General features: G+C 66.0%; 13 protein-coding genes, 1 tRNA gene and 1 pseudogene. 12 read left to right on the top strand and 3 right to left on the bottom strand.

All coding sequences use genetic code 11. The features are described 5' to 3' along the window. Window positions 1-87 precede the first annotated feature (87 nt). The 5 genes from Q0925_RS02475 to Q0925_RS02495 all read left to right on the top strand — a co-directional run bounded on the left by Q0925_RS02475 (window position 88) and on the right by Q0925_RS02495 (window position 2,265). On the top strand, window positions 88-228 hold the full coding sequence (locus Q0925_RS02475) for a hypothetical protein (protein WP_299331557.1): 141 nt from the start codon (window positions 88-90) through the stop codon (window positions 226-228). A 139-nt stretch (window positions 229-367) separates the two neighbouring features. After that, window positions 368-883, top strand: coding sequence for a hypothetical protein (locus Q0925_RS02480; protein WP_299331559.1), 516 nt, complete (start codon window positions 368-370; stop codon window positions 881-883). Between the two features lie 65 nt (window positions 884-948). Then, window positions 949-1,033 (top strand) — tRNA-Leu (locus Q0925_RS02485). A gap of 390 nt (window positions 1,034-1,423) precedes the next feature. After that, window positions 1,424-1,909 (top strand): DUF5813 family protein, encoded by a 486-nt coding sequence (locus tag Q0925_RS02490; protein ID WP_299331561.1) that lies wholly within the window; start codon window positions 1,424-1,426, stop codon window positions 1,907-1,909. A gap of 38 nt (window positions 1,910-1,947) precedes the next feature. Beyond that, window positions 1,948-2,265, top strand: coding sequence for a hypothetical protein (locus Q0925_RS02495; RefSeq protein ID WP_299331562.1), 318 nt, complete (start codon window positions 1,948-1,950; stop codon window positions 2,263-2,265). Here the strand turns inward: Q0925_RS02495 and tmk are convergent. Then, window positions 2,262-2,846 (bottom strand): dTMP kinase, encoded by a 585-nt coding sequence (gene tmk / locus Q0925_RS02500; protein ID WP_299331564.1) that lies wholly within the window; start codon window positions 2,844-2,846, stop codon window positions 2,262-2,264. The two genes, Q0925_RS02495 and tmk, sit on opposite strands and share 4 nt — an antisense overlap. A 120-nt stretch (window positions 2,847-2,966) precedes the next feature. On the opposite strand from tmk, the gene Q0925_RS02505 reads away from it, so the two are divergent. From Q0925_RS02505 to cofG, 5 genes are all read left to right on the top strand, one after another. Continuing rightward, the gene (locus tag Q0925_RS02505) at window positions 2,967-3,854 is read left to right on the top strand and encodes a complex I NDUFA9 subunit family protein (RefSeq protein WP_299331567.1); all 888 of its coding nucleotides are present in this window, start codon (window positions 2,967-2,969) and stop codon (window positions 3,852-3,854) included. 157 nt (window positions 3,855-4,011) lie between these two features. After that, window positions 4,012-5,199 carry a tubulin/FtsZ family protein gene (locus tag Q0925_RS02510; RefSeq protein WP_299331569.1) on the top strand — a complete coding sequence of 396 codons (1,188 nt, stop codon included), beginning with the start codon at window positions 4,012-4,014 and terminating at the stop codon, window positions 5,197-5,199. After that, window positions 5,168-5,968: a hypothetical protein gene (locus Q0925_RS02515; RefSeq protein ID WP_299331573.1), complete on the top strand. Its 801-nt coding sequence runs from the start codon at window positions 5,168-5,170 to the stop codon at window positions 5,966-5,968. The genes Q0925_RS02510 and Q0925_RS02515 overlap by 32 nt, the downstream gene beginning before the upstream one ends. Before the next feature lie 6 nt (window positions 5,969-5,974). Beyond that, window positions 5,975-6,640 carry a 2-phospho-L-lactate guanylyltransferase gene (gene cofC / locus Q0925_RS02520; RefSeq protein ID WP_299331576.1) on the top strand — a complete coding sequence of 222 codons (666 nt, stop codon included), beginning with the start codon at window positions 5,975-5,977 and terminating at the stop codon, window positions 6,638-6,640. Window positions 6,641-6,674: 34 nt separating this feature from the next. Further along, complete coding sequence (gene cofG, locus Q0925_RS02525) at window positions 6,675-7,841, top strand: 7,8-didemethyl-8-hydroxy-5-deazariboflavin synthase subunit CofG (protein WP_299331577.1); 1,167 nt, start codon at window positions 6,675-6,677, stop codon at window positions 7,839-7,841. On the opposite strand, the pseudogene Q0925_RS02530 reads toward cofG, so the two are convergent. Together Q0925_RS02530 and cofH are read right to left on the bottom strand one after the other, a co-directional pair. Further along, window positions 7,838-8,391, bottom strand: a pseudogene (locus Q0925_RS02530) (metal-dependent hydrolase). The gene cofG and the pseudogene Q0925_RS02530 sit on opposite strands and share 4 nt — an antisense overlap. Before the next feature lies 1 nt (window position 8,392). After that, complete coding sequence (gene cofH / locus Q0925_RS02535) at window positions 8,393-9,757, bottom strand: 7,8-didemethyl-8-hydroxy-5-deazariboflavin synthase subunit CofH (RefSeq protein WP_299331579.1); 1,365 nt, start codon at window positions 9,755-9,757, stop codon at window positions 8,393-8,395. A gap of 105 nt (window positions 9,758-9,862) precedes the next feature. On the opposite strand from cofH, the gene uppS reads away from it, so the two are divergent. Both uppS and Q0925_RS02545 read left to right on the top strand, forming a co-directional pair. Beyond that, window positions 9,863-10,789: a polyprenyl diphosphate synthase gene (gene uppS / locus Q0925_RS02540; RefSeq protein ID WP_299331581.1), complete on the top strand. Its 927-nt coding sequence runs from the start codon at window positions 9,863-9,865 to the stop codon at window positions 10,787-10,789. Window positions 10,790-10,867: 78 nt separating this feature from the next. Further along, window positions 10,868-12,667 (top strand): ABC transporter substrate-binding protein, encoded by a 1,800-nt coding sequence (locus Q0925_RS02545; RefSeq protein ID WP_299331584.1) that lies wholly within the window; start codon window positions 10,868-10,870, stop codon window positions 12,665-12,667. Window positions 12,668-12,677 lie beyond the last annotated feature (10 nt).

Here is a 12,677-nt window from a genome sequence, read left to right on the forward strand (position 1 = left end):
GCGGTCCCGTACAGCGCATCCGCGACCGAACGCAACACACGACACTGTGACCGGTGATCGATCCCTCCGACCGACCGGGGGCTGCTGTTGACCCTCACGGTCGGGGTCGCGGCGTGGCAGTTCGTCGTCGGTGGGTCCGTCACCGCAACACTCGCCGGAGCGGTGCCGTTCGGTGGCGGTGTTGTCGGCGTCGGCTTGCGTGTCCTCCGGTGGTACCGCGGGCGGTAGCCCCCGAGACCGCCGCTAGACGGCCGTATGCGCTCCCGTGCGGGTGAGGCCACTTCCGAGACGACCGGGCGGCATACCTGTCGGATGACTTATTATTGTCTGACGATGGTTTATCACCGAGAAGCCCGATACGTGGGGTATGAAGATCAATCCAGCCAACGGGGCCGGCACCGATGCCGAGCGCTCGGACGCCACCGGAGCGGACGGCGGGGCCGAAGCCGAGGCGCGTCCGGCCAGCGCCGACGACGCCGACGGCACCGACGACCCGGCAGAACCCAAAGCGAGAGTGGTCGACGATTCGACCGACTCGGAAGCGGATACCGTCGACGCCGCCGGGCCGCTGACCATCACGCTGCCTGACGGTAGCGAGAGCGTCTCGGAGGCCATCCTCTCGAACCGGCGGATGCTCACGAACCCGGAGGAACACGGCCTCGTGTCGGCGAGCGAGGTAGACGACGTGCGCGGTGCGCTCGACACCCTATCGGCGGAGGTGTCCGACGGCCTGCAGGACGAGGTGGCAACCCTCGAAACGTCGCTTGCGGAGGCAGAGAAACAGCTCGACCGGCAGAGTCGACGGATCGAGGAGCTTCGCGACACCGTCTCGTCGCTTGCGGAGATTCTCGGCGCGTCCGTCGAGTTTCAGGAACCGGAGTGACACCGTCGGTCCCGCCCGGGGGACCGAAAGTCACTTCGGGGGCAGTGGAAAACTGAGGTTGTGGAGCGAGGGTGGCTGAGCTAGGCCAAAGGCGGCGGGCTTAAGACCCGCTCTCGAAGGAGTTCGGGGGTTCGAATCCCCTCCCTCGCATCGAGTGAGGCGCTCAAACTCGGATCGAAGGGTGATCGGACCGGCCATGACTCGAATCCCTTCTCGGGTACCGTCCGGACGAGCACACGGTGTAGAGAAGCCGAGTGTTCTCAGTCCGTCCTCAAGGGTTGTGAGCGAGGTACTGGTCGGGAGAAGCGTCATGTGAACTGAAAAGCGAGAAGCGATCGTACGGGGAAAGAGGGGTCCGTACGGTCGCCTGCCGCCCTGATTGGTCCCCGCTGACGCTTCGGCCCTCCAGACAAAGCGTCATATTTGGCCAATCGGGGAAGAAACTTAAACGTGCCGCCGCCGGCGTTGCCGCCGGGGACCGGAAGGAACGGGCAGCCACGACGCGAGGGACTTTTGCCCGCTCACGACGTCCATCCGATCATGACAGAGACGCCGAGGCGGGTCAAGCGTGCGGTCCGTGACGACGACACGTTCGATCCGATCGAGGGCGGGCGATTCGAACTGACGACCACGGCGTTCGAGGCCGTGATGACGGCGACGGAGACGGACGGCCGGATCGACTTCGAGGTACGGATGCGAGCACCGTTGCTTTCTGCGGCCGTCGACGACGACGTGGCCGACGTGGTCGAGGAGGGGTGGCTAGAAACGTTCGAGCGACGGATGGAAGACGTCGGGGGTGCCATGCGCGGTGACGACACGCCGGAGCCGACGGTCCGCGCGACGGCCGACGAGATCGTTATCGAGGCGTCGTTCACCGACATCAACGAGCGCCGGGGCGTCGAGGACGCGGCGGCAATCGTCAACTACGCAGAGGGAACCTACGTGCAGGGGCTCATCCCGGGCTACGACTACGTCGATCCGGTCGCGGGACTGGTCGCCCGGGCGCGCCGGACGGGCGGGGGCTGAGTCGACAGGCCAAAGCCGGTCGAGCCCGTCATCCTACCATGGCGACGGTTCTCGACATCGTCCTGATGGGCGTCGTTCTCGTCGGCAACACCCTTCTCGCAGCCGTGATGACCCGGTTCTTTCGGATTCAACTCGACACGCGATGGGGGGCGGTCGTTTACACCGTGTTCATCGTGCCGGTCGTTCTCGCGGTGACGACGATCGGGGCGTTCAGCCTCGGCGTGGGCGTCGACCTCGGGAGCACGGCCGCCGCCCTCGGGCTGATGGTCGGACTGCCGATGGGGCTGGGCGTAACCATCGACGTACTGTACGTCCCCGCGCCGGACGAGTACGAGCTGCCCGATACGGCGCGCTAGTCGATCAGCCGGTCGACCGCCGCCGTCACGTCCCCACGCACCGCCTCCACCGGCCGGGTGGCGTCGATGCGGACGAACCGGCCGGGGTCGTTGTCCAGTAGCCGTTCGTAGCCCTCCCGAACGTCACGAAGGTAGTCGACGCGTTCGAACTTGTTCGTCCCGCCGCTTCGGTCGACGGCCGTCTCGGGATCGACATCGAAATACAGCGTCGCGTCCGGCGACCGGGAGAATGGTTCATGGATCGACCGGACGTACGAGAACGGGTCGTCGACGCGGGAGCCGTCGAGTGTCGCGGCCTGGTAGGCGATCCGGGAGTCGGAGTAGCGATCGGAGACGACGGGCGATCCCTCGTCAAGCGCCGGTCGGATCACCCGAGAAAGGTGGTCTGCGTGGTCGGCGGTGTAAAGAAACAGCTCGGCCACGGGATCAGCGTCGTCGTTGGCGATCGATCGGGCGACGGCGTCGCCGTACCACGAGTCTGTCGGCTCGCGGGTGAACACCGCCTCGGGGTAGCGGTCTCGGAGCGCCCGCCACGCGGTCGTTTTGCCGCTACCGTCGAGGCCCTCGAGCGTGAGGAGCATACCCCAGTATACCGGGCGACGGGATTAATCCCCCGGGTCGTGGCCGCGGGCCGAGGAACCGGAAACACCGACGGCGGCGAGCGCGTTAGTTTTAGGTCAGCACACGGATACCTACGAGGCATGAAGATTCTGGTAACCGGCGGAAGCGGATTCGTCGGTCGATACCTGTGTCGCGAGTTGAAGACCCGCGGCCACTCCGTAACGGCGCTGTCCCGGACGCCGAGCGACGGCGATCTGCCGGGCGGTGTCGAGAAGGCGATGGGCGATGTGACGGCGTACGACTCGCTGGTCGAACCGATGCGCGGGCAGGACGCGGTCATCAATCTGGTCGCGCTCTCGCCGTTGTTCAAGCCCTCGGGCGGCGACGAGATGCACGACCGGGTTCATCGGCAGGGAACCCGAAACGTCGTCGACGCGGCCGAGGAGGTCGGTATCGAACGGATCCTCCAGATGAGTGCGCTCGGTGCCGACCCCGACGGGGCGACGGCGTACATCCGTGCGAAAGGGGCCGCCGAGGAGATCGTCAAATCATCGTCGTTGCGGTGTGTGATCTTCCGGCCGTCGGTGATCTTCGGCGACAGCGGTGAGTTTGTCCCCTTCACGAAGAAACTCGCGCCGCCGTATCTCGCGCCCCTCCCGGGTGGGGGAAAGACACGCTTCCAACCCGTCTGGGTCGAGGATCTGGTCCCGATGCTCGCCGACTCGATCGAGGACGACGCCCACGACGGTGGCGTGTACGAGATCGGTGGCCCCGAGCGACTCACTCTCGCCGAGATCGCCAGACAGGTCCACGAGAGCGACGGCCGGTCGACGACGGTGCTCCCCGTCCCCATGGGACTGGCCAAGATCGGGCTAACGGCCCTCGGAAGCGTCCCCGGCGCGCCGATGGGTGCCGACCAGTACCGTTCGCTACAGTTCGACAACACGACCGACCGCAACGATATCGGGACGTTCGGCGTGACCGAGAGCGACCTGACGACACTCGGAGAGTACCTCAGGAGCCACTAACCGGCGACAGACGGGCGTCAGACGACCGGCGGTCGGAATCACCCCGCTGTTGTCTATCGGTTTGACGCATGGAATCGGCGGCTGACGGCGACGTCTCCCACAAGGTTTATGCCCGCTTTCCACCTGCGTTATTCCCAATGACAAGGGGTATGAGATTATGAAGTTGGCCATGATCGGCTTCGGACAGGCCGGTGGCAAGGTCGTTGATAAGTTCCTCGAGTATGACCAGCGTACCGGGAGCGAAATCGTTCGCGCGGCGGTGGCGGTCAACACGGCGAAGGCCGACCTGATGGGCCTCGAAAACATTCCGCAGGATCAGCGCGTCCTCATCGGCCAGTCTCGGGTGAAAGGGCACGGCGTGGGCGCGGACAACGAACTCGGGGCCGAAATCGCCGAGGAGGACATCGGCGAGATTCAGGGCGCTATCGACAATATCCCGGTCCACGAGGTGGATGCCTTTCTCGTCGTCGCCGGACTGGGCGGCGGCACCGGAAGCGGCGGATCGCCCGTTTTGGCGAAACATCTCAAGACAATCTACACGGAACCGGTCTATGGGCTCGGCATCCTCCCCGGAAGCGACGAGGGGGGAATCTACACGCTCAACGCCGCCCGTTCGTTCCAGACGCTCGTCAACGAGGTCGACAACCTCCTCGTGTTCGACAACGACGCGTGGCGAAAGACGGGCGAGTCCGTCCAGAGCGGCTACGACGAGATCAACGACGAGATCGTTCGCCGATTCGGCATCCTGTTTGGCGCTGGCGAGGTCCGTCAGGGCCAAGAGGTCGCCGAGTCGGTCGTCGACAGTTCGGAGATCATCAACACCCTTTCCAGCGGCGGTGTCTCAACGGTCGGGTACGCCTCCGAGACGGTCGAACGCAAACAACAGTCGAACGGGCTGTTGTCGAAACTCACCGGCAGCGAACAGTCGATCGAGGATCAACTCGACTCCGCAAACACCACCAATCGTATCACGAGTCTCGTCCGCAAGGCGGCGCTTGGTCGCCTGACACTCCCCTGCGAACTCGACGGGACCGAACGCGCCCTCCTCGTGATGGCCGGTCCCTCCGCGTACCTCAATCGGAAAGGGATCGAACGCGGGCGGAAATGGCTCGAAGAGCAGACCGGAAGCATGGAGGTTCGAGGCGGCGATTACCCCGTCAACGACAGCGACTTCGTCGCCTCCGCAATCTTGCTGTCGGGGGCCACGAACGTTCCCCGAATCAAGGAACTCCAGCAGGTAGCGATCGAAGCGCAGGACAACATCAGCGAGATCCGCGAAGAGAGCGAAGCCAACCTCCAAAACCTAGTCGAAGATGACGAGGACGAACTGGAATCGCTCTTTTAGGGTCGTCCTCGCCGCGGTCATCGTTCTGCTCGCCGCGATGGTCCCGGCGGCAGCAGTGTCCGTCACTGACGAGGATATCCCTTCGGAGGGCGAAGTCGGCACGCAGATTTCGGCGACGGTCACGCTGGAGGAACTGTACCGGAACCCCCAGAGCGAGCAGTGGCAACTGTCGGGCGAGACGGGACTGACAGACGTCTCGTGGACCGTGACGTTCTACGACCAGACCGGCTCGCAGGTCGACATCATCGAGCCGACCGGGCAGTCCTTCTCCGGGCTCGACGTCGCCGCGAGTAGCGACACGGCCGAGGTCGAGGTTCGCGTCACCGGAACCGTCCCGACGGTCGAGTCCTACAGCTACGACCCGGCACACGAGTTCCTGCTGATGGAACTGACACGCGGACAGGCGGGCGGGGCGAGCAACACGATCGACAGTTGGCAGACCCACCACTACACCGCCGAGAGCGACTCGGCGCGCGAGGCCATCGACGAGGCCGGGAGCGCGATCGAGGATGCGGAGGCGAGCGGCGCAACTCCCAGCGACGCACAGGCCAACTACGAGGACGCGGTTGCGGCCTACGAGGAGGGGAGTTTCGGGGTCGCGACCAACCTCGCGAACCGAGCGACCGAACAGGCAAACAGCGCCCAACAGTCCCAGCAGACCCAGCAGTTGGTCATCTACGCCGTCGGGGGCCTGATGGTGGTCGCGCTCGTAATCGGGGGGGTTCTCTACTGGCGCTCCCAGCAGGGACCGGGCGATCCGCTCGGCTGATCGCCGATGCGAACGCTCGTCCCGTTCGAGGCGGCACGGCCCAAAACGCGGCTCGATCCGTTTCTTGACGACGACGAGCGGGCGGCGTTTGCCCGCTCGATGCTCCGTGATGTGATCGGCGCCGTCGAGCGCGCCGGTCACGACCCGGAGGTGGTGGCGACCGCACCCCTCGAGTTGAGTTCGGCTTCCGTTTCCGTTCCCGTCGCCGTCGACGACCGTCCGCTCTCGGCGGCGGTGAACGCCCGTCTCGACGGTGTGGACGCGAACGATCCGGTGGCCGTTCTCGTCTCTGATCTCGGCCTCGTAACCCCGGCTGCGGTGTGTCGTCTCGTCGACGCCGAGGGGGCCGACGCCGATGCCGACGCTGGCGTTGCCATCGCTCCGGGCCGGGGTGGGGGAACGAACGGTCTGGTCGTTTCCCACCCCGAGTTTCGGGTCGACTTCCATGGCACCTCCTACCGCGACCACCGCCGGACCGCCCGCGCGGTCGGGGCGTCCGTCCGTGTCGTCGACTCGATGCGGTTGTCGACCGATGTGGACGAACCCGAGGACCTCGTCGAGGTGTTGCTCCACGGCGAGGGAGCGGCGGCGGCGTGGCTCCGGTCGGCGGGAGTCGGCCTCGGCGGCGGCGACGGCGGCCGAGTGGAGGTGACGAGATCGGGCGAAGGGTGATACCTTTTTTACTGTCGGCCGATCATCCGAAATCGTGTCACGGGCACCCGAAACCGACGACGAGCGGGTCGACCCCGATTCGCTCGTCGGCGCCGATGCCGTCGACGCCCTACTCGGTGTCACGCCGGCGGACATCGATCCGGCGTCGGAGCTCAGCTTCGCTCGAAACGTTTTCCTGCCGTTAACGACCGCCTGCCGCTACACCTGCACCTACTGTTCGTTCTACGACGTTCCCGGCGAGGCGACGCTGATGCCTCCGGACGCAATCCGGGAGCAACTGCGCCACGGGGTGGCGGCCGGCTGCACCGAGGCGCTCTTTACCTTCGGTGACGCCCCGGACGAGCGGTACACGGCGATCCACGACCGTCTCGACGCGTTAGGCTGTGACTCGATGCTCGACTACCTCTACGACGCCTGCGAGATGGCGCTCGACGTCGGCCTGCTCCCTCACAGTAACCCCGGCGATCTGACCGAGGCGGAGTTCGACCGCCTCGCCGAGGTGAACGCGAGCATGGGCGTGATGTTGGAGACGACGGCAGACGTGGCCGCACACTCGGGGAGTCGGAAAAAAACCCCGGAGCGCCGGCTCGGGACGATCCGTGCGGCCGGCGAAACGTCCGTCCCGTTTACCACCGGGATCCTCGTCGGCATCGGCGAAACCCCCCGCGACCGGGCCGAAAGCCTCCTCGCTATCGCAGAACTCCACGAGCGGTACGACCACGTTCAGGAGGTGATCATCCAGAACGTCGTGCCGAACGAGCGTTCCGATTTCGACCGACCGAGCGTCGAGACGATGCGTAAAACGGTCGCGATGGCCCGGGCAGCCCTGCCGACCGAGGTGTCGGTACAGGTTCCACCCAACCTCTCACCGACCCGCGAGTTGCTCGACTGTGGTGTCGACGACCTGGGCGGCGTCTCGCCGGTGACGGAGGACTTCATCAACCCCGACTACGCGTGGCCCGAACTCAGCGAACTGCGGGATATCGCGGCGTCGGCGAGCGTTCCGCTGTGGGAGCGACTCCCGACCCACGAGCGGTATCTACCCGAGCGGTACCGGCGGGACGACGGCCGGCAACCGGCGGCAGGGTCGTGGCTCCGCCCGCCCATCCACGAGGCACTCGACGGGATGGAGCGGCGGCAAGCGGCCGGCGAGGGCAGGCAGGAACGGCGGCCACGTCCCCCAGCGGCCGACGACGATTAAAACAACCGCTCCTCGACTCGAGGGAGGTGCTTGCGGACGAGGGTGTAGCACCCGCCGACAACCAGAAAGACGACGGTCACACGACGGACGGTCGGTCCGAAGACGACGAGTCCGGGCGAGAAACAGACCACGGTGAGAAGGTAGTCCTCGGGTGCCCCGTCGTAACGGACCCAGTACCGGGGGGCGACCCACCGGTTCCGGGAGTGGACGTACACCGCCTCGTCGGAGGTCCGCTCCCACGGACGGGTTCGGTGCCGGCACCGAAGGCATCGGCCACCGAGTGGACGGCCGCGGAAAGAAAAAAGTACGCGACTGCAACGACCGCTGGTCCGGGCACGACAACGGCGGCGGCGAGGGCAGGGACTGCACCCACCCAGTAGTAGTCGGGGAAGTGGAGGCTCTTGCGGTGGACGCCGACGAGCAGATCGAGATCGGGAAAGACACCGCCCGCGACCCCGGCGAGGGCGGCGACGGGAGCTAGGTCGGGCGCCACGACGGTTAACGGGACGGCAAGGAGAAGACCGGCGGCCGCGTGGGTGGTGGCCATCATCTCAGTCGTCCGCCGGCGGCGACCGGGAGGGATCGAGCATCGGCGTGCCGTCGGCGCGGGGACCGAGGCGGGGACCGTGGGGAGTATCGGCCGGATCGATCGGGCGACGGCGCTCGTAGTCGGTCGAGCGCTCAACCGGCCGCCGGCCGATCGCCGTCACCATGTCGACGTAGTCGGCGACCGACCGGAACTCGCCGTGGTCGCCGCCCGCGCGCTTGGTGATTTCCTCGGAGAGGAGCGTCCCCATGAAATCGTCTGCACCGCAGGAGAGCGTCTTCAACGACTTCTCGTCGCCGAACTTCGCCCACGAGGTCTGGATGTGCTCGATGTTGTCGAGAAAAAGGCGGGAGACGGCGATCATGAGTTCGTCCTCGGCGTCGCTCGCGCCGCCGTCGACGAGGCCCTGTTCGTACAACGGCGTCCGCTCGTGGACGAAAGAAAGGGGGACGAACTCGGTGATGCCGCCGGTTCGGTCCTGCAGATCACGGATCCGTTTGAGATGCATGACGCGGTGCATCTCGGTTTCGACGTGGCCGTACATGATCGTCGCGGTGACGGGGAGGCCGGCGGCCATCGCACCCTCCATCGCGGCGAGCCACTCGTCGGTGTCGATCTTCGCGGGACAGATCACGTCCCGCACCTCGTCGACGAGTATCTCGGCGGCCGTGCCGGGAACGCTGTCGAGGCCGGCCTCGCGGAGGCGGCGATACACCGACTCGTAGGAGCGGTCGGTTCCTCTGCGAGCGTGGTAGGCCTCCTCGGGGGTGATCGAGTGGACGTGGACGCCGTCGACGGACATGGCGCGGATCTGCTCGGCGTAGGTGCCCGGCGACGTGGTGTAGGCCTCGGGCGACCGGTAGTTCAGCCGTTCGGGATCATCGGCCGCCTCGAGCAGTTCGCGGTGGTCGGCATCAAGCGCGAAGGCTGGGTGGAGGCCGCTGACCGAGCACACCTCGTAGATGCCCGAGTCGAGGGCCTCCTCGACCGCACGTCGGGAGTCGGCGGGTGTCTTGGTGAAGCCGCCGTGGTCGTCGGGCGCGTCCGTCTCGAACGCCGACGCGCGGTCCTTGAAGTTACAGAACAGACAGCCCGTGTCACAGGCCGTCGTGACGTTGTTGTTGAGGTTGGCGACAAAGGTGACGTCGTCGCCAGCCACCTCGGCGCGCCGGCGGTCGGCCGCCTCCAGTACGCGTTCCTTGCGAACGGGGTCGATTCCGGCGCGGTCGGTGCCGGTCGTCAGGAGTTCGACGCCGTCGTCGACGGTGAGGCGGTGGCCGTCCCGAGCCTTCGCGAGTGCGTTCTCGAACTGCTGGTCGGTTTCGGGGACGTGATCGAACGCCGCCACCGCCTCGGCCGGATCGCTCATCATACCGGATGAGGTACCCGAGCGTGAAAAACGGGACGGTCGGGGAACCGTGGGGTAGGGCCCGTAATGACAAGACCCATACCGGTCGGGGGCGACCGTTCGCGCATGCACTCACGGCTCCGTCGGTGGGCCGACCGGGCCTACGAGCGCCTGCTCAGACGCGACATCGACGGCGGCCCCAACCACGTTGCGATCATCCAGGACGGCAACCGGCGGTACGCCCGGGAGCGTGGTGGAGGTGCGACCGACGGCCACCGGGAGGGAGCCCAGACAACGGAGCAGGTGTTACGCTGGTGTCAGGAGCTTGGTGTCGAGGAACTCACCCTCTATGCGTTTTCGACGGAAAACTTCGAACGCCCGCCCGAGGAACGGGATCAGCTGTTCGACCTCATCGAGTCGAAACTCCGGGAGTTCGCCGACGCGACCGAAATCCACGAAAACGAGGTGTGTATCCGGGCGCTGGGCGATGTGTCCCGCCTGCCCGACCGGGTCCGGGACGCCGTTGCCTACGCCGAGAAGCGAACCCGATCCTACGACCGCTTCCGGCTGAACGTCGCACTGGCGTACGGCGGGCGCGCGGAACTCCTGGAGGCGGCCCGCGACACGTTGGAGGCGGTCGATGCCGGCAGCCTCGACGCCGAAAACGTGGACGCGGCCGAAATCGAGCGTCGACTCTACGCCCGGCCGGTCCGGGACGTTGATCTGATCGTCCGCACGGGCGGCGACGAACGGACGAGCAACTTTCTACCGTGGCACGCCAACGGCAACGAGGCGGCCGTCTTTTTCTGTGCGCCGTACTGGCCAGAGTTCTCGAAGGTGGACTTTCTTCGGGCGATCCGCACCTACGAGTCCCGCGAGGCGTCATGGCGACACACCCGAACCGAACGAGCGGTTGCGCTGGTCAGGGCAGTCGCGGGGTCGTCGCTGGTCGAGACACGGGAGGTCGTTGGCCGCCTGCGCGAGCAGTTGCCACGCGCGAGCGCGGAGGAACTGTCGGCCGAACTCGACGGACAGGACGGCACGACCGAGTAGCGTCGGGCCGGGACCGAGCGAGCCTCGGGCGCGCCATTTAATATCGTACAGTCGTTTCGTCCGACCGGATAGTGAGGCATGGCAACAAACAACTCGGAAGAAGGCGTCTCACGACGGGCATTTCTGCAGGGAACGGGGGGTGTCGCCGCCGCCGCCGCGGTTGCGGGATGTGGCGGGGGCGGCGATGCCGAAACGGGGGCGGGGACCGACAACGCCGGAACGGAGCGAGGTGAACCGGATCCCGACGCGACGTTCAACCTGATCAACTCGACGATCACCACCCTCGATCCGGTCGCGGCGACCGACACGGCCTCGGGAGCCGTTATTGAGAACGTCTTCGACGGTCTGATGAACTACCCAAACGGGGTCGCAGAGGTTGAGGCGTTGTTGGCGACGGAGTACGAAACCTCGGACGACTTTACCACGTACACGTTTTCGCTCACCGACGCACAGTTTCACGACGGCAGCGAGGTCACGGCACAGGACTTCGTCTACTCGTTACACCGATTGGCGTTTTCGGAAAACAGCCGGCGCACGCGGTTCGTCATCGACTCACTGGGGGTTACCCGACCCGAGGAAGGGGAACTCGGGGTCAGCGCCGTCGACGACAGGACGCTCGAAATCCGGCTACAGGAGCCGTTTCATGCCGTTCTCGAGATGCTGGCGTACTCCGCGTTCGCCGTGGTGCCGGAGGGCATCGTCGGCGATATCGACGGCTACGACGGGGAGATACCGTACGAGACGTTCGCACAGAGCGACCCGGTCGGGGCGGGGCCGTACGAGTTCGAGGACTGGACTCAAGGGACCAGCGCGGACATCAGACGGTTCGACGACTACCACGGCGGCGACGTCTCGAACGGTGGCGTTCACTGGGACATCATCGAAGACGATCAGGCGGCGTACAATCACGCGATGAATCAAAACGCCGACCTGTTCGGCCTGCCGACCGCACAGTACGATCCCTCGAAGGTGGGCGTCGACCGGACCGACGACCGAGGACGCGAACACGGAACCTACGGGGAGTTGCGCAACGGGCTGACCGCCAACTATCTCGCCGTGCCGGAGATTTCGGTGTACTACGTCGGGTTCAACACTGCCGTCGTTCCGAAGCCGGTCCGGCAGGCGTTTGCGTACGCGACCAACCAGCATCTCCTCGTCGACGAGGTGTTCAAACAACGCGGCGAGCCGGCTTATCATTTCAGTCCGCCGGGTGTCTACCCCGGCGGCGCGGAGGCATACGACGAACACGCGCGGAACGCCTACCCGTACGGCTACAACGAGAGTCGGCTCGACGCGGCCGCACGGATCATGGAGGATGCGGGGTACGGCCCGGACGATCCGTTCCAGATCGAATGGACGCAGTACGAGTCCGACTCCTGGCGACAGATGGCCCAGATTCTGCGCGATCAGCTGGCGAGGGCGCACATCGAGATGGAGATCCAACGAGCGCCGTTCTCGACGTTGACCGAACGCGGTCGCAACGGGGATTTGGAGGCGTACACCCTGGGTTGGATCGCGGACTGGCCAGCGCCGGACAACTTTCTACAGCTGCTCAACCCACCACAGACGGACACCTCAACCGATGCCCCTATCTCGTTCACGAACTGGAGTGCCGACACCGGCGATGCCGCCGGCCGGGCGACCGAGGCCTACGGGACGATTCGAGACAATCCCGAGCCGACGGACGCCGCACAGCGGGGCCGGGAGGGAGCGTACATCGAGATGGAGGAGGCCAACTGGGAGGACGTCGGGATTCTCAGCGTCTACCACTCGCTCGGCGAGCGGTTCTGGTACGACTGGGTCGATATCGAACCCGACGGGGGCATGGGCGGGTCGCGACAGAAGTTCGACGACGTGACGCTCTTCGAGCATGAGTGACACGGGAATC

The organism is Haloplanus sp. (genome assembly GCF_028275055.1).
GTDB lineage: Archaea > Halobacteriota > Halobacteria > Halobacteriales > Haloferacaceae > Haloplanus.

Excerpts from the sequence above, each read along its gene's own strand:
- uppS (WP_299331581.1), top strand. The coding sequence starts at position 9,863 with ATGCACTCACGGCTCCGTCGGTGGGCCGACCGGGCCTACGAGCGCCTG.
- Q0925_RS02510 (WP_299331569.1), top strand. The coding sequence starts at position 4,012 with ATGAAGTTGGCCATGATCGGCTTCGGACAGGCCGGTGGCAAGGTCGTT.
- cofC (WP_299331576.1), top strand. The coding sequence starts at position 5,975 with ATGCGAACGCTCGTCCCGTTCGAGGCGGCACGGCCCAAAACGCGGCTC.
- Q0925_RS02515 (WP_299331573.1), top strand. The coding sequence starts at position 5,168 with ATGACGAGGACGAACTGGAATCGCTCTTTTAGGGTCGTCCTCGCCGCG.
- Q0925_RS02505 (WP_299331567.1), top strand. The coding sequence starts at position 2,967 with ATGAAGATTCTGGTAACCGGCGGAAGCGGATTCGTCGGTCGATACCTG.
- Q0925_RS02480 (WP_299331559.1), top strand. The coding sequence starts at position 368 with ATGAAGATCAATCCAGCCAACGGGGCCGGCACCGATGCCGAGCGCTCG.
- Q0925_RS02495 (WP_299331562.1), top strand. The coding sequence starts at position 1,948 with ATGGCGACGGTTCTCGACATCGTCCTGATGGGCGTCGTTCTCGTCGGC.
- Q0925_RS02545 (WP_299331584.1), top strand. The coding sequence starts at position 10,868 with ATGGCAACAAACAACTCGGAAGAAGGCGTCTCACGACGGGCATTTCTG.
- cofH (WP_299331579.1), bottom strand. The coding sequence starts at position 9,757 with ATGAGCGATCCGGCCGAGGCGGTGGCGGCGTTCGATCACGTCCCCGAA.
- Q0925_RS02490 (WP_299331561.1), top strand. The coding sequence starts at position 1,424 with ATGACAGAGACGCCGAGGCGGGTCAAGCGTGCGGTCCGTGACGACGAC.
- tmk (WP_299331564.1), bottom strand. The coding sequence starts at position 2,846 with ATGCTCCTCACGCTCGAGGGCCTCGACGGTAGCGGCAAAACGACCGCG.